The organism is Bacteroides luti (assembly GCF_900128905.1).
In the GTDB taxonomy this organism is placed as follows: Bacteria; Bacteroidota; Bacteroidia; order Bacteroidales; family Bacteroidaceae; genus Bacteroides; species Bacteroides luti.
The window spans coordinates 120,554-141,421 of sequence record NZ_FQTV01000011.1 but is presented as its reverse complement, the minus strand read 5'-3'; the positions used below and the strand labels follow the sequence as shown (position 1 = coordinate 141,421).

Sequence of the window (20,868 nt, the reverse complement as noted above, 5' to 3'; positions counted from 1 at the left end):
TTATTAAATATTGCTATAAAAATCAATAGTATCTCCTTCTTTCAATGTCACAACTGCTTTTTTATAAGCATTTGTTCTACCATTGATCATTCCAGCCTTTGTATAACGACTTTTATTCTTACCGGAATAACGAATTGTATTTACATCAACAACTGTAACATTGTATAATGCTTCGACTGCGCTCTTAATTTCCAATTTGTTAGCTTCAGGACGCACGATAAATCCGAAACGATTTAACTTTTCAGATGCAGCAGTCATTTTCTCTGTAACTAACGGTTTAATAATAATTCCCATTATTTAAGCCTCCTTTTTCATTAAGATACTGTCAATAGCTGAAAGAGAACTTTCAGTAAGCACCAATGCGCCAGCATTCAATACATTGTAAGTATTTAATCCAGCGACAGTTAATACATTAGCTCTCTCGATATTACGAGCCGACAAATATACGTTTTTATTTGGTTCTGATAATACAAAAAGTAACTTTTTGTCAGAAACTTTAAGATTATTTATCAATGCTACAAAATCTTTAGTCTTTGGAGTTTCAAAAGAGAAATCTTCAACAACTACAATAGCATTACCTTGAGCCTTGTAAGATAAAGCTGATTTTCTAGCTAAAGACTTAACTTTCTTATTCAACTTAAAGAAATAGTCTCTTGGCTTAGGACCAAAAACTCTTGCACCACCAACAAATACAGGTGAATTAATATCACCAGAACGTGCTCCACCAGTACCTTTTTGTTTTTTCAACTTTCTAGTACTACCTGAAAGTTCACTTCTTTCTTTTGATTTGTGAGTTCCCTGACGTTGACTAGCCATAAATTGTTTTACATCCAAATAAATAGCATGGTCATTAGGCTCAATTCCGAAGATTGATTCATTTAACGTAATCTTTCTTCCAGTGTCTTCACCTTTAATGTTATATACGTTAACTTCCATTATTTCTCAATTATTACGATTGAACCTTTGCATCCCGGAATAGAACCTTTAATCAATAAAAGGTTGTGTTCTGGAATAACTTTTAAAACTCGCAAATTTTGAACAGTAACTCTGTCACCGCCCATTTGTCCACCCATTCGCATTCCTTTGAATACTTTTGCTGGGTAAGAACAAGCACCGATAGAACCCGGTTTACGTAAACGGTTGTGCTGTCCGTGAGTAGACTGTCCAACACCACCAAATCCGTGTCTTTTAACTACACCCTGAAAACCTTTACCCTTAGAAGTTGCAATAACGTCTACAAATACTGCATCATTAAACAACTCTACAGAGATTGTGTCTCCTAGATTAAGTTCATTTTCAAATTCTTTGAACTCGGCCAAGTGTCTCTTTGGTGTTACTTTGGCTTTAGCGAAGTGTCCCATTAATGGCTTAGTAGTATGTTTTTCCTTTTTTTCCTGGAAACCTACTTGAACAGCTTCGTAACCATCTTTTTCAACTGTTTTCAGTTGAGTAACAACACAAGGACCTGCTTCGATAACAGTGCATGGTACATTTTTACCATCGGCACTGAAAACGGATGTCATTCCGATTTTCTTTCCTAATAATCCTGGCATTTCACTTTTTTTTAATTATCAAACTTTAATTTCTACTTCTACTCCGCTTGGCAATTCCAGCTTCATCAAAGCGTCAACAGTCTTAGCTGTAGAGCTATAAATGTCAATCAATCTTTTGAATGAAGACAATTGAAATTGTTCTCTGGATTTTTTGTTAACAAAAGTAGAGCGGTTCACTGTAAAGATACGCTTGTGCGTAGGAAGAGGTATAGGGCCACTTACGATGGCACCTGTAGTCTTCACAGTTCTTACGATCTTCTCAGCTGACTTGTCAACCAAGTTGTGATCGTAAGACTTCAACTTAATTCTAATTTTTTGGCTCATATTTATTTTTAACTATAATTTTATACTAAATCAACACGTCCCTTAACTTCTTCAAGAACTGTTTTAGCAATAGAAGAAGAAACCTTCTCATAATGTGAGAATGTCATAGATGATGTTGCACGACCAGAAGTGATAGTACGTAATGAAGTTACATAACCGAACAATTCTGACATAGGAACTTTAGCTTTTACGATTCTTGCACCTGTACGACTAGATTCCATACCTTCAACCTGACCACGACGTTTGTTTAAGTCTCCGATTACATCACCCATACTTTCTTCTGGAGTTACAACCTCAAGACTCATAATTGGTTCAAGAAGAGCAGGACCAGCTTTAGCACAAGCGTTTTTGTAAGCCTGGATAGCACAGATTTCAAATGATAACTGGTCAGAGTCAACTGGGTGGAAAGATCCATCAGTCAAAGTAACCTTTAAAGTATCAAGAGGGAATCCTGCAAGCACACCATTCTTCATTGCACTTAAGAAACCTTTCTGTACAGCAGGGATAAATTCTTTAGGAATATTACCACCTTTTACTTCGTCAATAAATTGAAGAGTTCCTTCGAAGCCTTCGTCAGCTGGACCAATATTTACAATGATATCAGCAAACTTACCACGACCACCAGATTGTTTTTTGTAAACTTCACGAAGGTTTACAGTCTTAGTGATTGCTTCTTTGTAAGATACCTGAGGACGACCTTGGTTACATTCTACCTTAAACTCACGTTTCAAACGGTCGATGATAATATCCAAGTGAAGCTCACCCATACCAGCAATAACTGTCTGACCACTTTGCTCGTCTGTTTTAACAGTGAAAGTTGGATCTTCTTCAGCTAACTTAATTAATCCGTTAGTAAGCTTATCCATATCTTTCTGAGTTTTTGGCTCAACAGCAATAGCAATTACAGGATCTGGGAAGTCCATTGATTCAAGAACGATTGGTTTATTTTCATCGCAAAGAGTATCACCTGTACGAATATCTTTGAAACCAACACCTGCACCAATATCACCAGCACCAATTACTTCAACTGGGTTTTGTTTATTTGAATGCATCTGGAATAAACGAGAAACACGTTCTTTCTTTCCAGAGCGAGAGTTATAGATATAAGAACCAGCATCAATCTTACCTGAATAAACACGGAAGAAAGTCAAACGACCAACGTAAGGGTCAGTAGCAATCTTAAATGCCAAAGCAGAAGTAGCTTCATCTTCAGATGGCTTTCTATCTTCTTCTTCACCTGTATCAGGGTTAGTACCAACTACAGCTTCTGTATCAAGAGGAGAAGGTAAGAATGCACAAACATAGTCTAACAAAGTTTGAACACCTTTATTCTTAAATGAAGAACCACAAAGCATTGGAACGATAGCCATCTGAACAGTTGCCTTACGAAGAGCATTAATAACTTCTTCTTGAGTGATAGTTGAAGGATCATCAAAGAATTTCTCCATCAAAGTATCATCAAATTCAGCAACAGATTCAAGCATCTTACCTCTCCACTCGTTGCATTCATCAATAAGTTCTGCTGGAATTTCTTCTTCAGAATAGTCCGCACCCATTGACTCATCATGCCAGTAGATAGCTTTCATTTTAATAAGGTCTACCAAACCTTTGAAGTTTTCTTCAGCACCGATTGGAACAACGATAGGACAAGGATTAGCTCCTAATACGTCTTTCATTTGGCGTACAACTTCAAAGAAGTCTGCACCAGAACGGTCCATTTTGTTCACATATCCAATACGAGGAACGTTATATTTATCAGCTTGTCTCCAAACAGTTTCAGATTGTGGTTCTACACCACCAACTGCACAATAAGTAGCAACTGCACCATCCAATACACGAAGAGAACGTTCTACCTCAGCGGTAAAGTCAACGTGTCCCGGAGTGTCAATCAAGTTGATTTTAAATGTATTGTCGTTCCATTTCCATTTGGTAGTTGTAGCCGCAGATGTAATAGTAATACCACGTTCTTGTTCCTGAGCCATCCAGTCCATAGTTGCAGCACCTTCGTGCACTTCACCAATCTTATGAGTAAGACCAGTATAGAAAAGGATACGTTCAGAAGTTGTAGTTTTACCAGCATCAATGTGAGCCATGATACCAATATTACGAGTCAAATGTAAATCTTGTTTTGCCATCTTATTCTACAATTTAAAATCTGAAATGAGCAAATGCACGGTTAGCTTCAGCCATTCTATGCATATCTTCTTTACGCTTAAATGCACCACCTTGTTCGTTGAATGCATCAATAATTTCAGCTGCTAATTTATCAGCCATGCATTTTCCGCCTCTTTTACGTGCGTACAAAATCAAGTTCTTCATAGAAACTGATTCTTTACGATCAGGACGAATTTCAGTAGGAACTTGGAATGTTGCACCACCAACACGTCTAGATTTTACTTCAACTTGAGGAGTGATATTATCTAATGCTTTTTTCCAGATTTCCAATGAGGTTTTTTCCTCGTTAGGAAGTTTAGCCTTAACAGTTTCTAAGGCTGCGTAGAAAATTTCGTATGAAGTATTTTTCTTACCATCATACATCAAGTGGTTTACAAATTTAGAAACCTTTTGATCATTAAACACGGGATCCGGAAGGATAACCCGTTTTTTTGGTTTTGCTTTTCTCATTTGTTTGAAAAATAATGTTTTGTTTTTGGCTGCATTAATTCGTCTTCAACATCCCCGCTGGGGTATTTACTCAACCTTTATAGCTTATTCCAACAAATCAAAACGGAATTTGTATTTTTTTTAATCTAAAAAATAGCTCAGCTAACGATCGAAATTACTTTTTCTTTCCTTTAGCTGGAGCTGCTGCTTGTCCTGGTTTTGGACGTTTTGCACCGTATTTAGAACGTCTTTGAGTACGTCCTGCAACACCCGCTGTATCTAACGTACCACGAACGATGTGATAACGTACACCCGGAAGGTCTTTTACACGACCACCACGTACTAATACGATAGAGTGTTCTTGCAAGTTATGTCCTTCTCCTGGAATGTACGAGTTAACTTCCTTCTGGTTTGTTAAGCGCACACGAGCTACTTTACGCATTGCAGAGTTAGGCTTCTTTGGAGTTGTTGTGTAAACTCTCACGCAAACACCACGTCTTTGAGGACATGAGTCTAACGCTGGAGACTTACTTTTGTCAACCAAAACGGCCCTTCCTTTTCTTACTAATTGCTGAATTGTAGGCATTTTTAATTGTTTTTTAATTATTATATTATTGTTATATTAATTTCAAAAGTGTACATTTTGGGGTGCAAAAATACGAAATATATTTGAATAACCAATTGATTATTCAAAGTTTTTTCTATTTATCAGCAAAAATAGCTTTTTAACAGAACTAAAAGCACTGAAACACCTCAAACTATATGTATCTTACTAAGAAACAAGCCTTAAGCTTCTCCTGCGAAACCAGGAATTGGCTGCATAGAATTTTCTTCGTTCAAACGAATCGGACCAAAAGAATTTTCATATTTACGCACATTATCTTCCAAAGCTCTCATTAATCTTTTGGCATGTTCCGGAGTTAAAATCACACGACTTTTTACACCAGCTTTTGGTAAGCCCGGCATTACCCTTATAAAGTCTACAATAAATTCAGAACTGGAATGAGTTATAACAGCCAGATTAGCATAAGTTCCCTGAGCGACTTCATCACTCAATTCTATCTGTAACTGATTTGTTGGGTTTTCATTATTCATTTCTAAGCAAATTTCTTCATGATTAATTTGGCTGCAAAGATAGCAAATTGCTATTAGAATATTGTAAATTAAGCTTTTAATTTATCACAAAACAATAAACAAATTTTAATTTCAATTGAATATTTACAAGAAGATGAGTCATTATTATGAGATAACATTTAATCGTGCGGAAAAAAAACTAATATTTCTGCATTTATAGGGGGTGAAAATAATTTTTCCGCAGCTTACAATCAACCTATTAGCTCAAAAAGTAAAACGGATTGTCAGAAAACAACCTTAAGTTTTACTCATACTCAACCTCTTGCCGAGTTAAAATATGTTTCATTTCTAATTATCAAAGCATTATGATGTTACATTCGTTTTAAAGAAATGAAAATTCACTTCAAGAAAAACGCCAAAATAATTTAAGTTTTAAATAGCAGCAATAACAAATTAAAAAGAAGAAAAGGCATTAAAACACTCTACAATAGGGATATTTCTTATTTTTTAAAACAAGAATAATATCAAAACTTATATAATTATAATTACATTTCAAATATTTTATATACTTTTGCAAGCAAACAAAACGATTATAGACTTATGAAAAAGATTTTTAGCACTCTTTTGATAGCAATCTGCTTACTTCTTGCTATCCCTGCACAAGCACAAATTAAATTTGGTGTAAAAGGTGGATTGAACCTTGTAAATGCTGATTTTTCAGGATTAAAAGAGAACTTCAAGACTGACAACATGTCTGGTTTCTTTATTGGACCAATGATAGACATTAATATTCCTATCGTAGGATTAGGAATTGATGGAGCTATTGTTTACAATGAAAAAGGGACTAAGATTACTAACACAAAAACAAATGATGATGTTACCAACAAACGTAAATCTTTTGATATTCCAGTCAACCTGAAATATTCTATCGGGTTAGGAAGTATGGCAAGTGTATTTGTTGCTGCTGGTCCTAATTTCTCGTTTGATATCAATAGTGATAATCTGGCTACCGACTTAACAAGCATTGCAACTCAGGCTATTTCGGGTACAACACCTTCAATCGATAATAAGAAGGCTGAGGTTTCATTAAACATCGGTGGTGGTGTTAAATTGCTACGCCATTTACAGGTTGGTTTGAACTATAACTTACCATTAACAGATTCAGCAAGCGGTGATTTAGGTGAACTAGCAAAAGATATTAACGTTTCTTTCAAAAGCAAAACAAAAATGTGGCAAGTTTCTGTAGCCTACATTTTCTAAAAACATTTATCTTATATAAAAAAGGAGGTTTCTCATTTATGGGAAGCCTCCTTTTTTTATATCTTTGCCATACTCAAAAAAAAGAAATAGTGTGAAAAAGTTTGCAGACGTTATATTGCCTCTACCTTTACCCAAATGCTTTACTTATTCTATACCAGAAGATATAGCAAATAATATAAAAATTGGGTGTAGGATAATTGTACCCTTCGGACGCAAAAAGTTCTACACTGCAATTGTATACAACATACATTTTTCTGCCCCCGAAGGATATGAGACAAAAGAGGTAGCAACCATTCTTGATTCCGAGCCAATACTCCTTCCTATACAATTCAAGTTCTGGGAGTGGATTTCTTCATATTATCTTTGCACGCAAGGCGATGTTTATAAAGCCGCACTACCCTCAGGTTTAAAACTAGAGAGCGAAACAATTGTAGAGTACAATCCCGATTTCGACTATTCGGTTCAACTATCAGAGAAAGAACAAATATTAATAAATCTGATGGAGAACAAACCCGAGCAATCGGTTACTCTACTGGAAAAAGAGAGCGGATTGAAAAACCTTCTGCCAACAATTAAATCGCTGCTTGATAAAGAGGCTATCTTTATTAAAGAGGAGCTGAAACGAAATTATCAGCCTAAAGTGGAAATCCGGGTTCGCCTAACTGACTATGCAAAAGAAGAAACCAATCTTCAGAAAATTTTCGATGAGTTGAAGCGTGCCCAGAAACAACTTGCACTTTTGATGAAGTATCTGGAGCTATCTCATTTTCACAGCAGTAAAAGCATCAAGGAGGTCAGTAAAAAGGAACTGATAAAGAAAACAGATGCTTTACCTGCAGCTCTTAACAGTCTGGTCGATAAAAATATTTTTGAGGTTTATAAACAAGAAATTGGCCGTTTGGATACTTCAGAGAAGCCTACTTTGGAAATTAACCCGCTTAACGAATATCAGCAACAGGCTTACCAAGAGATTCTTACTAGCTTCAAAAAGAAGAATGTATGTCTGCTTCATGGAGTAACATCCAGCGGAAAAACAGAAATCTATATTCATCTTATAGAAAGAACAATAAAAGAAGGAAAGCAAGTTCTTTATTTACTTCCTGAGATTGCGCTGACTACTCAGATAACCGAACGTTTAAAGCGGGTATTTGGTAATAAGTTAGGCATCTACCATTCTAAATTCTCGGATGCTGAGAGGGTGGAAATCTGGCGCAAGCAATTAGGAAACGATGGGTACAATATTATACTTGGAGTTCGTTCTTCTATTTTTCTGCCATTCCACAAACTTGGTTTAGTAATTGTAGACGAAGAGCACGAAAATACATACAAGCAATATGATCCGACCCCGCGTTATCATGCGCGTAACGCAGCAATTGTTCTGGCATCATTATATGGGGCAAAGACATTATTGGGAACAGCCACTCCTTCTGTTGAGACTTATTATAATGCCACAAAAGGGAAATATGGATTAGTAGAACTTAATGAAAGATATAAGGATATTCAATTACCCGAGATTCTACCGGTTGATATCAAGGAACTTGCACGCAAGAAACGGATGAACGGGCAATTCTCTCCTTTTCTATTGGAGCACGTACGCAAGGCATTAGAGAATAAAGAGCAAGTGATTCTTTTCCAAAACAGAAGAGGCTTTGCTCCGATGATTGAATGCAAAACCTGTGGATGGGTTCCCCGATGTAAAAATTGTGATGTGAGTCTTACTTATCACAAAGGAATAAATCAGCTCACCTGTCATTATTGTGGTTATACTTATCAGTTACCACGTTCTTGCCCGGCTTGCGAAGGAGTGGAATTAGTAAACCGTGGATTTGGAACTGAAAAGGTAGAGGATGATATAAAGACTATATTCCCCGAAGCAAGGGTTGCCCGTATGGATTTAGATACGACCCGAACCCGCACAGCTTACGAGAAGATTATCGCAAACTTTGAGCAGAGAAAAACAGATATACTAATCGGCACCCAGATGGTTTCGAAAGGACTGGATTTTGATAATGTCAGCGTGGTAGGTATTCTGAATGCCGACACAATGCTTAATTATCCCGATTTCCGTTCTTACGAACGTGCTTATCAGCTAATGGCGCAAGTATCAGGAAGAGCTGGAAGAAAAAATAAACAAGGTTTGGTTATATTGCAGACAAAGTCGATAGATCATCCAATTATCCACCAGGTAATTGCAAACAATTATCAGCAGATGTTTGCCAGTCAGTTAGCAGAACGTCAGATGTTCCGATATCCGCCATATTACAGGCTTGTTTATGTATACCTTAAAAACAGAAACGCCGACTTGCTCGATACAATGGCTCGCACTATGGCCGAAAGACTTAGAAGTATATTTGGTAATCGTGTACTGGGTCCGGATAATCCTCCGGTAGCTCGTATTCAGATGCTTTTTATCAAAAAAATCATTGTAAAGATTGAATATAATGCATCAATGGAGAAAGCTCGCGCTCTGTTATTGCAAGTGCAGAAAGAGATGATTGAAGACGAGCGATTTAAATCATTAATCGTGTATTACGACGTAGACCCATTTTAATTTATGAGCGAAAAAACAAAATACAGAATTCTATTCGTATGTCTTGGAAATATTTGTCGTTCACCACTGGCAGAAGGAATTATGCAAACCTATCTTGAAAGAGAAGGATTAAACAATACTATAAAAGTCGACTCAGCCGGTATTCTCAGCTATCATCAGGGAGAATTGCCTGATTCGCGAATGCGTGCTCATGCTGCAAAAAGGGGCTATAACTTAGTAAGTCGTTCCCGACCGATGAGAAGTGACGATTTTGATAATTTCGATCTGATATTAGGTATGGACGACCGCAATATTGATGATCTTAAGGATTTGGCTCCATCTATCGAAGCAATGCAGAAAATTGGCCGTATGACAGATTTCTGCCAACGTATTCCTGCAGATTATGTGCCCGACCCCTACTTTGGCGGTGCTTCTGGATTCGAAAAAGTTTTGGATATTCTGGAGGATGCTTGCGAAGGACTATTGGAATATTTAAAAAACATGCCCGAACAATAAAATTCTCTTGTACAAAAGAAAACAATCTTCTGTACAAAACAATTAAATCTTTTGTACAGAAGAATTAATTGTTTTGTACAGCATTTAATTTATTATTCTCTTCGTTTCTATTAATTAATTCCGGGTATCTGATACGCGTATGATAAATTGTACGAAGTTTCTCTTTAAAAACAATTTTCACAGTAGCAATGTCTCTAAATGTAATAGGACAGTACTTAAAGCATCCATCTGCAATCTGTGAATCAATTATCTTCTCTACTAAATTACTTATAGATTCTTCTGTATATTCAGGCAAACTACGAGAAGCCGCTTCTACTGAATCCGCCATCATCAATATGGCTGTTTCCTTAGAAAAAGGATTAGGTCCCGGATAAGTAAAGACCTCTTCGTTAACTTCTTTATCGGGATTTTCATTCTTAAATGATACATAGAAATACTTAGTCTTACTTAACCCGTGGTGTGTGCGAATAAAATCCTTGATTACTTTAGGTAAATTGTGCTTTTCGGCAAGTTTCAATCCATCGGTTACATGGTGAATTACAACCTGTGCACTTTGTTCATAACTCAATGACTTATGAGGATTTACTCCCGATTGGTTTTCAGTAAAGAAAGCCGGATTTTCCATTTTTCCAATATCATGATAAAGAGCTCCGGTTCTCACCAGCTGACTTTTGCCCCCTACCCTGATAGCTGCTTCAGCTGCCAAATTAGCCACCTGCATTGAATGTTGGAATGTTCCAGGTGCAACCTCGGACAGTTTACGCAACAAAGGATTATTAATATTCGAAAGTTCAACCAAGGTTACATTAGATGTAAATCCAAATATTTTCTCAAACATGAACAACAGCGGATAAGCAAAGAGCAGCAATATGCCGTTAATCATGAAGTTTACATACATGCTTAGATTAAGCTTTGAAAGATCTGTTTCATGAATTAGTTCCATAGAGAAATTCAAAAGTGCATAACCAAGAACAATTAAAAATGCAGACCGGAACAATTGTGAACGCTGAGATAATTCTCTTAAACTAAATATTGCTATTATGCCCGCTGTTAATTGAAGCAAAATAAATTCATAAGGATAACGCAAGGTTATTGAACATATTAAGATGGTTAAGGTGTGGGTCATAAATGCTGTGCGCGAATCAAGGAATATTCTTATAATAATCGGCAACATAGCATAAGGAACCATATAAACACTGAAAAAGTTATACTTAACCATGAAAGCTGTAATCACAGAAAAAAAGATCGTCAGCGTAAACAGCAATGACAAACCGCCTTTCTGTTGATAATAATCCTTTCTGAATAAATCAAGAAACAGCATAAAGCAAAACATTAGGATACTAACAAAAAGAACTTGTCCAAGCAAAATAAAACGTTGCTGATTGACAGACGCATTTCTTTTTATTGATTCTTTCTGCAAAGACTCCAAAATATGAAAAGTGCGATCATTAACAATCTCCCCCCTGTCAATTATCTTTTGACCAGACTGAACAAGCCCGGTAGCCCACGAAATTGTGCCAAGAAGTTCTGTCTTTACGGATTCGGATTTCTTCCTATCAAAGACTAAATTGGGTATAATATAATTATCCAGATCACATTGTCTTAGGATTTCTTTGTTAAAATGAATAGTGTCTGCTTTCAGTAAATATTCATAAGCTGTTTTTATGGTAAAAAGCTCAGCAGAAGGCTTTGAATTTGCCATTTTTTTCTCTGTAATCATAACAGTCTGAATATTATCTTTTTTAAGATTACCCATGTCGGCACTAGAGACAACACCCCGTTTATAAATACCTTTCAGTACAGTATTTATATGCTGGTAATAATAAACTGAAAGCATTTTGCTTTTAAGCCTTCCTTGATAGTCGGACTTAAGTTTCGACAGAGCCTTTTGCTCCATTCTTTGATTGTAGATAAAGTAGGGCTGATAAAACCTCATTATACTATCCTGCTCTTGCTTAACCAAGGCTTCATCTTTGTAAATTGGGAAGTCAAAAGAAGCTGTCAGCAACCCATATTTCCAAGGCTTGTTAATATCAAATTGATAGTTAAATTTCCCGCTTCGAGGTAAAAAGTACACAATAACAGCCACTGTTGCCAGGAATATCAGGGCCTTAAATATCAAATCTTTATAAGTAGAACGTTTTTTATTTCTTAACTTATTCATTTTATTCAAATTTTGTCGAAAAATACAAAAAAAAACAATAAGAACACTCTTTTTTACCATTAAGACCAATACAAACATCAAAGTTATGCTGTAGTTCGGAAAAAATAGATTAATTTTGCCCCGATTTTTATTTTATATAAAACAATATGACAGAAAGAAAAGTAAGAGTTCGTTTTGCTCCAAGCCCCACAGGAGCATTACATATTGGCGGTGTGCGTACTGCATTATATAACTATTTATTTGCTCGTCAGCACGGTGGTGATATGATTTTCCGTATAGAAGATACGGATTCTCAACGCTTTGTTCCAGGAGCAGAAGAATATATTATCGAAGCTTTCAAATGGTTAGGCGTAGAGTTTGATGAAGGTGTAAGTTTCGGAGGAAATTATGGACCTTACCGTCAATCAGAACGCAAAGAAATATACAAGAAGTATGTTAAAATTTTATTGGATAACCAAAAAGCATACATAGCCTTTGATACTCCTGAAGAATTAGATGCTAAACGTGCTGAAATAAAAAACTTCCAATACGATGCTTCTACGCGATTAAGTATGCGCAACTCTTTGACTCTTTCTGAAGAAGAAGTTAAAAGCCTTATTGACTCAGGAGAGAAATATGTAGTCAGAATAAAAATCGAACCAAACGAAGACGTTCATGTACAAGATATAATCCGTGGAGAAGTAATTATCAATTCTTCCATCCTGGATGATAAGGTTTTATATAAATCAGCTGACGAATTGCCCACATATCATCTTGCAAATATCGTAGACGATCATTTAATGGATGTATCTCATGTAATCCGCGGCGAAGAATGGTTACCGTCTGCACCATTACATGTACTTCTTTACCGTGCATTTGGCTGGGAAGAAACAATGCCGCAGTTCGCACATCTTCCTCTTTTACTGAAACCTGACGGAAATGGCAAACTTAGTAAACGAGATGGTGACCGACTGGGATTTCCTGTTTTCCCATTAGAATGGAAAGACCCTAAAACGGAAGAAATCTCTTCTGGATACAGAGAAGCTGGTTATCTGCCTGAAGCAGTAATCAACTTCCTCGCATTATTAGGATGGAATCCGGGAAATGATCAGGAAATTATGAGTATGGATGAGCTTATTCAGCTTTTTGATCTACACAGATGTAGCAAAGCCGGTGCAAAATTCGATTACGAAAAAGGTAAATGGTTCAATCATCAATATATTCAGCTTAAGTCAAACGAGGAAATAGCAAATTTATTCATTCCATATTTAAAAGAACAAGGCGTAGAAGCTCCTTTTGAAAAAGTTGTCACTGTTGTAGGACTTATGAAAGAACGAGTTAGCTTTGTAAAAGAACTCTGGGATGTTTGCAAATTCTTCTTTGTTGCTCCTACAGAGTACGATGAAAAGACTGTAAAAAAACGCTGGAAAGAAGATTCTCCTGCACAGATAACAGAGCTTATGCATGTACTCGAAGCCATTGAAGATTTTTCTTTGGAGAACCAGGAAAAAATTGTAATGGAATGGATCGAGAACAAAGGATATCATCTAGGAAATATCATGAATGCTTTCCGTCTCACACTTGTTGGAGAAGGGAAAGGACCTCACATGTTTGACATCTCTGCTGTATTAGGCAAAGAAGAAACAATTGCCCGAATGAAAAGAGCAATAGAGGTTATAAAGAAGTAAAAGAACAGACATGTTTTATAATTTTGGAATTTATATATACTCGCTATTAATTCATCTACTTGCACCTTTCAGCAGAAAGCCACGCAAGATGATGAAAGGGCATTGGATAGTATACGAACTTCTACGTCAACAAAAAGAAGATGGTGCTAAATATATTTGGTTTCATGCTGCATCTTTAGGTGAATTTGAACAAGGACGTCCGCTCATCGAGAAAATCAGAGAAAGATATCCTGAGTATAAGATATTGCTTACTTTCTTTTCTCCATCAGGATATGAAGTTCGTAAAAATTACAAAGGAGCAGACATTGTTTGCTACCTTCCGCTTGATAAGCCTCGTAATGTAAATAAGTTCTTAGACATTATACAGCCTTGCATGGCTTTCTTTATTAAATATGAATTCTGGAAAAACTATTTGGATGAGTTACACAAAAGGAATATTCCTGTTTACAGTATTTCATCCATTTTCCGAAAAGAACAGATATTTTTTAAATGGTATGGAGGGACTTACAGAAAGGTTTTAGCTAATTTTGATCAGTTATTTGTTCAAAATGAAACCTCAAAACGCTTTCTTTCCAAGATTGGTATTAATAAGGTTACTGTAGTTGGCGACACTCGTTTCGATCGTGTTCTTGAAATTCGTCAGGAAGCAAAGGATCTGCCTTTAGTAGAAGCATTCAAAGGCAATTCAATGACAATTGTAGCCGGAAGTTCATGGCAACCGGATGAAGATCTCTTTATTGAATATTTCAATACACATCCTGATATCAAACTAATTATTGCTCCTCATGTAATTGATGAAAATCATTTAGTAGAAATAATTAGTAAGCTAAAGCGTCCATACGTTCGCTATTCTAAAGCAAATGAACAAAATGTGAAAAATGCGGACTGCCTGATTATTGATGGATTTGGACTATTATCTTCCATTTACAGATACGGAGAAATAGCTTATGTAGGCGGAGGATTTGGAGTGGGTATTCACAATATACTTGAAGCTGCCGTATATGGTATTCCGGTTATTTTTGGTCCTAAATACCATAAATTCATGGAAGCAAAACAGCTTTTAGAAGAAAACGGAGCCTTCTCCATAAAGAATTATGAAGAGCTAAGTCAATTACTGGACAAAATGATTTCAGACACTGAATATCTGAAGGAAGTTGGGGCAAATGCCGACAACTATGTGAGTAAAAACTTAGGGGCTAGTGAAAAAATCCTGGATCAGATTAAGTTCTAGAAAACAGATATAACATTGCTAAATAAAGAATGTCCGGCTTTATGGTATTAGACCTAAAGCCGGACATTTTATTTTTATCCATTCCTACTTATACCAATCAGAGTACATAAGATAGTTATGGGCAATTTTTTCATTCAATTCTTTCGCCTGTTCTGGATCTACCTTTTTAATAAACTTAGCAGGAACACCTCCCCAAATGCTACCCGGTTCAATTATTGTGTTACTTAACACCAAAGATCCGGCAGCAACAATGGCTCCTTCACCTATAACAGCATGATCAAGAATAGTTGAACCCATCCCAACCAATGCATAGTCTTTTATTGTTGCGCCATGAATAGTAACATTATGCCCTACTGAAACATTATTTCCAATTTCAATAGTAGACTTTTCGTATAAGGTATGCAATACCGATCCATCTTGAATGTTTACTCTATTTCCTATACGTATAGAGTTTACATCACCACGCAATATTGTACCAAACCAGATACTGCATTCGTTTCCCATTTTAACATCACCAATAATAGTTGCATTATCTGCCAAGAAACAATTCTCACCAAACTCCGGCGTAAATCCGCGCACTGATTTTATTAATGCCATTTTATTTTATATGTTTATATTATACTATAATGTAGTAAAGAATTAAATCGCTATAGTTTTAGTTCTCAACCACAAAGATTCCTCCTCAGAAAGATAAGGGCTAAGTCTATCAAAAACTAACTGATGATAATCATTTAACCAATTAATTTCAGCATCAGAAAGCAGAGTTTTTATTATGCCCTCTGTACAAATAGGACATAGTGTCACTGTCTCGAAACGATAGAATTCGCCAAACTCAGTCTCAACATCTCTTCGAACCAAGGTTAAATTCTCTATGCGAATACCATGACGCCCCCCCTTATATATACCCGGCTCATTAGAAGTCAACATTCCAGGTAATAATAAAACCGGAACATCGTTCAAACGAATACTTTGCGGTCCTTCATGAACACTTAAAAAATGTCCAACACCATGACCAGTACCATGCAAATAGTTCATTCCTCTCTGCCATAAAGCAAGACGAGCCAAAACATCAATCTGCGCCCCACGGGTTCCGTATGGGAACTTACATGTAGCAATAGCTATATGACCTTTAAGCACCAAAGTATAATCAATCTTTTCTTCTTCTGTTAGACGTCCCAAGGCAATTGTTCGTGTTATATCGGTCGTTCCATCTAAATACTGTGCACCTGAGTCAAGCAATAAAAAGCCTTCAGGCTTCAATATAGATGAGCTCTCGGGTGTAGCAGAATAGTGAACAATGGCTCCATGTTCCTTATACCCTGCAATGGTATCAAAACTTTCTCCCATATACAAATCCTGAGCAGCGCGGAATTCATGGAGTTTTTCATCTATACTTAATTCTGTTTCGCTTCCTGCAGGAACAGCTATTTCAAGCCAACGAAGAAACTTAACCAAAGCCACACCATCACGAATCATTGCCGCATGTATTCCTATAATTTCCTGTTCATTTCTTACAGCCTTCAATAGAGCTATAGGAGAATTACCACGAACAATTTTACATAAAGGATTAACAGCCGAGAATGCATCAAAGTTTGTTTTTGCAGGATTAATTAATAAGGTTGTTACATCAAGTTGCGATAAAACAGAATTTATTTCACTATAATTCTTAATCGTTACTTTTTGAGAGAGAAGATATTCCTTCACTTCATCTGTAAGTTTCTCCGGAGCAATAAAGAAGTCGCAATGATATTTTGTAATAAGCAAATAACTAATAACAACAGGATTACATTTCACATCATTACCTCGAAGATTTAACATCCATGCAATTTCATCAAGTGTTGATACAAGTAAACTTTCAACACCTGCATTTTTCATCTTCTCGCGAACTTGAGTAATCTTATCCAAACTTGCAACTCCAGCATATTTTGTTTCATAAATAAAAGCTGGATCCTGAGGCATAGCAGGTCTGTTTTCCCAAATTAAATCAAAAGGATCTAAAGATGTATCGACTGATATATTTCTCTTTAAAAAACTATTTTTCATATCTTCAACATCTATAACAGAAAACATCTTACCGTCAATACCCAAAGATTCACCATCTTTGAGTTCGCTAGCAAGCCAGTTTGTAATAGATGGAGTCTCAGGTAAACCGTCCTTAAAAAGAGTAATGCCAGAATTTTCCAATTGCTCTGCAGCTTGAAGGAAATAACGAGAATCAGTCCAAAGACCAGCTTTATCTAGTGTTACTACAACAGTACCCGCCGAACCGGTAAAACCAGAAATCCATTCACGTGATTTCCAATGAGAAGCAACGTATTCACTAAGATGAGGATCTGTACTTGGAATAATAAATGCAGAAAGACCCTTTTCTGAAAGCAGTTTTCTTAAAGAATCAATACGACTAACTATGTTCTGTCTCATAATTACATTTTTAATTTTACAATAATAGCAAAGATAAGTATTCTTTTTATTATATAAATTTATAAGAGTGTATGTTTTGCTAATAAAGATAAAGAGTTTCAAGCAGATAGGAATATCATCTTAAAAAAGAAATTTGTTTCTACTTTTTAGAATAATTATTAGTCGAAAGTTTTGTGAATAAAGAAAGTATGTGTAATTTTGCCGCGCATTTTGACTGAAGAAATTATAAATCAACATATTTAATATTAATAAAATGATAGTAGTACCTGTAAAAGAAGGCGAAAACATCGAAAAAGCGCTGAAGAAATTCAAAAGAAAGTTCGAAAAAACCGGAGTAGTTAAAGAATTAAGAAGCAGACAACAGTTTGACAAACCATCTGTAACTAAAAGGTTTAAGAAAGAACGCGCTGTTTATGTTCAAAAACTTCAGCAAGTAGAAGAATAATAATTCATCATTTCTCTTGAATTATTAAATTCTTTTTCATACATTCGTTGCAGAATTATTAACGCAACGATTCATATGCTGATTGACTCTTTTCTAAATTTTCTTCAATATGAAAAGAACTACTCAGAAAAAACTATTAACAGTTATAGAGTAGATTTAATACAACTTGAAGAATATATAAAAAACGATAGTGAGGAGTTAACATTAACTGAAGTTGATGCTGACATTATTCGTCAGTGGATTATTGATCTGACAAAAAAAGGATACACAACTTCATCAGTGAACCGAAAGTTGAGTTCATTGAGATCTTTTTATAAGTTTCTTTTATTAAAACAGGAGATAATCAAGGATCCAACAAGAAAAATCAATGGACCCAAAAAGAAAAAACCACTCCCTATATTCTTAAAAGAGAAAGAGATAAACAAGATTCTTGAAGAAACCAATTTCAAAGAAGGATTTATTGAAATTAGAGACCAAATGATTATTGAGATGTTTTACGCCACTGGCATTAGGCTCTCAGAATTAATAGGACTAGACAATAAAGATATAAACTTTGAAGATTCACTCATTAAAGTTAAGGGAAAGAGAAACAAAGAAAGACTAATTCCATTCGGAGACGAACTGAAAGAGTCTATGCTAAGATATATCAGTGTACGAAATGAGACTATAACAGTAAAATCGGAAGCCTTTTTTATAAAAGAAAACGGAGAACGACTTTACAATGCATTAGTTGAAAGGTTAGTAAAACGACAATTATCAAAAGTTGTAACGCTAAAAAAGAAAAGCCCACATGTGTTAAGACACACATTTGCTACAGCAATGTTAAACAACGAAGCGAATCTTAATGCAATAAAGGAGATTCTTGGACATACAAGCCTCGCGGCAACGGAAGTCTACACGCACACAACATTTGAGGAGTTAAAGAACATCTATAAACTAGCTCATCCTAGAGCATAAAAAAGGAGGTATGTATGGAAATTAGAATTCAATCTATTCACTTTGATGCTTCAGAGCAATTACAATCTTTCATCCAAAAGAAAGTAACAAAGTTAGAGAGACTTTACGATGATATAAAAGTAGTGGAGGTGTCATTAAAGGTTGTTAAACCTGAATCAGTAAAGAACAAAGAAGCCGGAATAAAGATAATTATACCGAACAATGAGTTCTATGCAAGCAAAGTAAACGATACATTTGAAGAGTCTATTGATGAAGGATTAGACGCACTATCAAAACAATTGTTGAAACACAAGGAAAAACAACAGAACAAATAAAAAAAAACCAAATAACTTTGCGGTTATAAAATAAATAACTAAATTTGCAGCCGTTTCGCTTAGATTAAACGTAACGGTTGCATTTTTAAGATACCCGCCTCTTTAGCTCAGTTGGCCAGAGCACGTGATTTGTAATCTCGGGGTCGTTGGTTCGAATCCGACAAGAGGCTCAAAATTTTTAGGGCAAATACCAGAGTGGCCAAATGGGGCAGACTGTAAATCTGCTGTCTTTCGACTTCGGTGGTTCGAATCCATCTTTGCCCACAAAGACAAAGCAAATGCTTTGGCAAGAATGCGGAAGTAGCTCAGTTGATAGAGCATTAGCCTTCCAAGCTGAGGGTCGCGGGTTTGAGTCCCGTCTTCCGCTCTCATTCTTGCTGTTGTAGCTCAGTGGCAGAGCACTTCCTTGGTAAGGAAGAGGTCACGGGTTCAACTCCCGTCAACAGCTCATAATAATGTAAATGCTGATTATTAATCAAATAAATAACAAGTAAAGCTATGGCTAAAGAGAAATTTGAACGTACCAAACCGCACGTTAACATTGGTACTATTGGTCACGTAGACCACGGTAAAACGACTTTAACAGCTGCTATCACAACAGTGTTGGCAAAAAAAGGTCTTTCTGAATTGCGTTCATTCGATTCTATCGATAACGCTCCTGAAGAAAAAGAAAGAGGTATTACTATTAATACTTCACACGTTGAGTATCAAACAGCTAACCGTCACTACGCACACGTTGACTGTCCAGGACACGCCGACTACGTAAAGAACATGGTAACTGGTGCTGCTCAAATGGATGGTGCTATCATTGTAGTTGCTGCAACTGATGGTCCTATGCCTCAAACTCGTGAACACATCCTATTAGCTCGTCAGGTAAACGTTCCTAAATTGGTTGTTTTCATGAACAAATGCGATATGGTTGAAGACGAAGAAATGTTAGAACTTGTTGAAATGGAAATGAGAGAACTTCTTTCATTCTATGAATTCGACGGTGACAACACTCCAATCATCCGTGGTTCTGCCCTAGGTGCACTTAACGGTGTAGAAAAATGGGAAGATAAAGTAATGGAATTAATGGACGCTGTTGATACATGGATTCCACTTCCTCCACGTGATGTTGATAAACCATTCTTGATGCCAGTTGAAGACGTATTCTCTATCACAGGTCGTGGTACAGTTGCTACAGGTCGTATCGAAGCAGGTATTATCAAAACAGGTGAAGAAGTTCAAATCATCGGTCTTGGTGCTGAAGGAAAGAAATCAGTTGTAACTGGTGTTGAAATGTTCCGTAAGATTCTTGATGAAGGTCAAGCTGGTGACAATGTAGGTCTTCTACTTCGTGGTATTGAAAAAGAAGCAATCAAACGTGGTATGGTTATCTGCCATCCAGGAAAAATCACTCCTCACACTTCATTCAAAGCTGAGGTTTATATCTTGAAGAAAGAAGAAGGTGGTCGTCACACTCCATTCCACAACAAATATCGTCCTCAATTCTACCTACGTACATTAGACTGTACAGGTGAAATCACTCTTCCAGAAGGAACTGACATGGTTATGCCAGGTGATAACGTTACAATCAATGTAGAATTGATTTACCCAGTAGCTCTTAACTTAGGTCTTCGTTTCGCTATCCGCGAAGGTGGACGTACAGTAGGTGCTGGTCAGATTACAGAAATCTGTGATTAATAAAATAAATTATCAGTTCTTGAGTAATATCAAGAACTGATATTTACGGGAGTAGCTCAGTTGGTAGAGCACCGGTCTCCAAAACCGGGTGTCGGGAGTTCGAGCCTCTCCTCCCGTGCAAA

General features: G+C 36.3%; 20 protein-coding genes and 5 tRNA genes. 14 read left to right on the top strand and 11 right to left on the bottom strand.

The features are described 5' to 3' along the window. Positions 1 to 3 precede the first annotated feature (3 nt). The 8 genes from rplW to BUC21_RS11255 form a co-directional block, all read right to left on the bottom strand. Positions 4 to 294: a 50S ribosomal protein L23 gene (gene rplW, locus BUC21_RS11290; protein WP_073402428.1), complete on the bottom strand. Its 291-nt coding sequence runs from the start codon at positions 292 to 294 to the stop codon at positions 4 to 6. 3 nt (positions 295 to 297) lie between these two features. Further along, entirely contained in the window at positions 298 to 936 is a 639-nt protein-coding gene (rplD, locus tag BUC21_RS11285; protein ID WP_073402426.1) for a 50S ribosomal protein L4, read from the bottom strand. Then, entirely contained in the window at positions 936 to 1,553 is a 618-nt protein-coding gene (gene rplC / locus BUC21_RS11280; protein WP_073402424.1) for a 50S ribosomal protein L3, read from the bottom strand. The genes rplD and rplC overlap by 1 nt, the downstream gene beginning before the upstream one ends. Positions 1,554 to 1,571: 18 nt before the next feature. Next, positions 1,572 to 1,877, bottom strand: a complete 306-nt coding sequence (gene rpsJ / locus BUC21_RS11275; protein ID WP_073402422.1) for a 30S ribosomal protein S10 — start codon at positions 1,875 to 1,877, stop codon at positions 1,572 to 1,574. Positions 1,878 to 1,897: 20 nt separating this feature from the next. Further along, a complete protein-coding gene (fusA, locus tag BUC21_RS11270; protein ID WP_073402420.1) occupies positions 1,898 to 4,012 on the bottom strand; it encodes an elongation factor G in 2,115 nt (704 codons plus the stop codon). Between the two features lie 13 nt (positions 4,013 to 4,025). Further along, positions 4,026 to 4,502, bottom strand: coding sequence for a 30S ribosomal protein S7 (gene rpsG, locus BUC21_RS11265; RefSeq protein WP_073402418.1), 477 nt, complete (start codon positions 4,500 to 4,502; stop codon positions 4,026 to 4,028). 154 nt (positions 4,503 to 4,656) lie between these two features. Continuing rightward, positions 4,657 to 5,067 (bottom strand): 30S ribosomal protein S12, encoded by a 411-nt coding sequence (gene rpsL / locus BUC21_RS11260; protein WP_073402416.1) that lies wholly within the window; start codon positions 5,065 to 5,067, stop codon positions 4,657 to 4,659. 200 nt (positions 5,068 to 5,267) lie between these two features. Continuing rightward, complete coding sequence (locus tag BUC21_RS11255; protein WP_073402414.1) at positions 5,268 to 5,576, bottom strand: DUF3467 domain-containing protein; 309 nt, start codon at positions 5,574 to 5,576, stop codon at positions 5,268 to 5,270. Positions 5,577 to 6,155: 579 nt separating this feature from the next. Here BUC21_RS11255 and BUC21_RS11250 point away from each other — a divergent pair. The 3 genes from BUC21_RS11250 to BUC21_RS11240 all read left to right on the top strand — a co-directional run bounded on the left by BUC21_RS11250 (position 6,156) and on the right by BUC21_RS11240 (position 9,861). Next, entirely contained in the window at positions 6,156 to 6,815 is a 660-nt protein-coding gene (locus BUC21_RS11250; RefSeq protein ID WP_073402412.1) for a porin family protein, read from the top strand. Between the two features lie 91 nt (positions 6,816 to 6,906). Beyond that, the gene (gene priA / locus BUC21_RS11245; RefSeq protein WP_073402410.1) at positions 6,907 to 9,366 is read left to right on the top strand and encodes a replication restart helicase PriA; all 2,460 of its coding nucleotides are present in this window, start codon (positions 6,907 to 6,909) and stop codon (positions 9,364 to 9,366) included. Between the two features lie 3 nt (positions 9,367 to 9,369). Further along, positions 9,370 to 9,861, top strand: coding sequence for a low molecular weight protein-tyrosine-phosphatase (locus tag BUC21_RS11240; RefSeq protein WP_073402408.1), 492 nt, complete (start codon positions 9,370 to 9,372; stop codon positions 9,859 to 9,861). Between the two features lie 64 nt (positions 9,862 to 9,925). Here BUC21_RS11240 and BUC21_RS11235 read toward each other — a convergent pair whose 3' ends face one another. Next, positions 9,926 to 12,025: an HD family phosphohydrolase gene (locus tag BUC21_RS11235; RefSeq protein WP_073402526.1), complete on the bottom strand. Its 2,100-nt coding sequence runs from the start codon at positions 12,023 to 12,025 to the stop codon at positions 9,926 to 9,928. A 146-nt stretch (positions 12,026 to 12,171) separates the two neighbouring features. Here BUC21_RS11235 and gltX point away from each other — a divergent pair, with 146 nt between their 5' ends. Continuing rightward, on the top strand, positions 12,172 to 13,692 hold the full coding sequence (gene gltX, locus BUC21_RS11230; protein WP_073402406.1) for a glutamate--tRNA ligase: 1,521 nt from the start codon (positions 12,172 to 12,174) through the stop codon (positions 13,690 to 13,692). Positions 13,693 to 13,702: 10 nt separating this feature from the next. Beyond that, positions 13,703 to 14,923 carry a 3-deoxy-D-manno-octulosonic acid transferase gene (locus BUC21_RS11225; protein ID WP_073402404.1) on the top strand — a complete coding sequence of 407 codons (1,221 nt, stop codon included), beginning with the start codon at positions 13,703 to 13,705 and terminating at the stop codon, positions 14,921 to 14,923. 84 nt (positions 14,924 to 15,007) lie between these two features. On the opposite strand, the gene BUC21_RS11220 is transcribed toward BUC21_RS11225, so the two are convergent. Both BUC21_RS11220 and BUC21_RS11215 read right to left on the bottom strand, forming a co-directional pair. Further along, positions 15,008 to 15,520, bottom strand: a complete 513-nt coding sequence (locus tag BUC21_RS11220; RefSeq protein ID WP_073402402.1) for a gamma carbonic anhydrase family protein — start codon at positions 15,518 to 15,520, stop codon at positions 15,008 to 15,010. A gap of 42 nt (positions 15,521 to 15,562) precedes the next feature. After that, entirely contained in the window at positions 15,563 to 17,344 is a 1,782-nt protein-coding gene (locus BUC21_RS11215; protein WP_073402400.1) for an aminopeptidase P family protein, read from the bottom strand. A 253-nt stretch (positions 17,345 to 17,597) separates the two neighbouring features. Here BUC21_RS11215 and rpsU point away from each other — a divergent pair, with 253 nt between their 5' ends. The 9 genes from rpsU to BUC21_RS11170 all read left to right on the top strand — a co-directional run bounded on the left by rpsU (position 17,598) and on the right by BUC21_RS11170 (position 20,864). Beyond that, positions 17,598 to 17,789, top strand: a complete 192-nt coding sequence (gene rpsU / locus BUC21_RS11210; protein ID WP_073402398.1) for a 30S ribosomal protein S21 — start codon at positions 17,598 to 17,600, stop codon at positions 17,787 to 17,789. Positions 17,790 to 17,864: 75 nt separating this feature from the next. Next, the gene (gene xerA, locus BUC21_RS11205; protein ID WP_073402396.1) at positions 17,865 to 18,746 is read left to right on the top strand and encodes a site-specific tyrosine recombinase/integron integrase; all 882 of its coding nucleotides are present in this window, start codon (positions 17,865 to 17,867) and stop codon (positions 18,744 to 18,746) included. Positions 18,747 to 18,760: 14 nt separating this feature from the next. Beyond that, on the top strand, positions 18,761 to 19,060 hold the full coding sequence (hpf, locus tag BUC21_RS11200) for a ribosome hibernation-promoting factor, HPF/YfiA family (protein ID WP_073402393.1): 300 nt from the start codon (positions 18,761 to 18,763) through the stop codon (positions 19,058 to 19,060). 96 nt (positions 19,061 to 19,156) lie between these two features. Then, positions 19,157 to 19,230, top strand: a tRNA-Thr gene (locus BUC21_RS11195). Positions 19,231 to 19,241: 11 nt separating this feature from the next. Beyond that, positions 19,242 to 19,324, top strand: a tRNA-Tyr gene (locus BUC21_RS11190). A 30-nt stretch (positions 19,325 to 19,354) separates the two neighbouring features. After that, positions 19,355 to 19,427: transfer RNA gene (locus BUC21_RS11185), tRNA-Gly, on the top strand. A 9-nt stretch (positions 19,428 to 19,436) separates the two neighbouring features. Then, positions 19,437 to 19,508 (top strand) — tRNA-Thr (locus BUC21_RS11180). 50 nt (positions 19,509 to 19,558) lie between these two features. Continuing rightward, the gene (tuf, locus tag BUC21_RS11175) at positions 19,559 to 20,746 is read left to right on the top strand and encodes an elongation factor Tu (protein WP_073402391.1); all 1,188 of its coding nucleotides are present in this window, start codon (positions 19,559 to 19,561) and stop codon (positions 20,744 to 20,746) included. A 45-nt stretch (positions 20,747 to 20,791) separates the two neighbouring features. Beyond that, positions 20,792 to 20,864: transfer RNA gene (locus tag BUC21_RS11170), tRNA-Trp, on the top strand. Positions 20,865 to 20,868: the final 4 nt, after the last annotated feature.

Coding starts and splice junctions, on each gene's coding strand:
- BUC21_RS11255 (WP_073402414.1), bottom strand. CDS start 5,576: ATGAATAATGAAAACCCAACAAATCAGTTACAGATAGAATTGAGTGAT.
- BUC21_RS11220 (WP_073402402.1), bottom strand. CDS start 15,520: ATGGCATTAATAAAATCAGTGCGCGGATTTACGCCGGAGTTTGGTGAG.
- BUC21_RS11240 (WP_073402408.1), top strand. CDS start 9,370: ATGAGCGAAAAAACAAAATACAGAATTCTATTCGTATGTCTTGGAAAT.
- BUC21_RS11250 (WP_073402412.1), top strand. CDS start 6,156: ATGAAAAAGATTTTTAGCACTCTTTTGATAGCAATCTGCTTACTTCTT.
- tuf (WP_073402391.1), top strand. CDS start 19,559: ATGGCTAAAGAGAAATTTGAACGTACCAAACCGCACGTTAACATTGGT.
- rplW (WP_073402428.1), bottom strand. CDS start 294: ATGGGAATTATTATTAAACCGTTAGTTACAGAGAAAATGACTGCTGCA.
- BUC21_RS11225 (WP_073402404.1), top strand. CDS start 13,703: ATGTTTTATAATTTTGGAATTTATATATACTCGCTATTAATTCATCTA.
- rpsL (WP_073402416.1), bottom strand. CDS start 5,067: ATGCCTACAATTCAGCAATTAGTAAGAAAAGGAAGGGCCGTTTTGGTT.
- rpsJ (WP_073402422.1), bottom strand. CDS start 1,877: ATGAGCCAAAAAATTAGAATTAAGTTGAAGTCTTACGATCACAACTTG.
- fusA (WP_073402420.1), bottom strand. CDS start 4,012: ATGGCAAAACAAGATTTACATTTGACTCGTAATATTGGTATCATGGCT.
- BUC21_RS11235 (WP_073402526.1), bottom strand. CDS start 12,025: ATGAATAAGTTAAGAAATAAAAAACGTTCTACTTATAAAGATTTGATA.
- rpsG (WP_073402418.1), bottom strand. CDS start 4,502: ATGAGAAAAGCAAAACCAAAAAAACGGGTTATCCTTCCGGATCCCGTG.
- rplD (WP_073402426.1), bottom strand. CDS start 936: ATGGAAGTTAACGTATATAACATTAAAGGTGAAGACACTGGAAGAAAG.
- BUC21_RS11215 (WP_073402400.1), bottom strand. CDS start 17,344: ATGAGACAGAACATAGTTAGTCGTATTGATTCTTTAAGAAAACTGCTT.
- xerA (WP_073402396.1), top strand. CDS start 17,865: ATGCTGATTGACTCTTTTCTAAATTTTCTTCAATATGAAAAGAACTAC.
- hpf (WP_073402393.1), top strand. CDS start 18,761: ATGGAAATTAGAATTCAATCTATTCACTTTGATGCTTCAGAGCAATTA.
- gltX (WP_073402406.1), top strand. CDS start 12,172: ATGACAGAAAGAAAAGTAAGAGTTCGTTTTGCTCCAAGCCCCACAGGA.
- rpsU (WP_073402398.1), top strand. CDS start 17,598: ATGATAGTAGTACCTGTAAAAGAAGGCGAAAACATCGAAAAAGCGCTG.
- rplC (WP_073402424.1), bottom strand. CDS start 1,553: ATGCCAGGATTATTAGGAAAGAAAATCGGAATGACATCCGTTTTCAGT.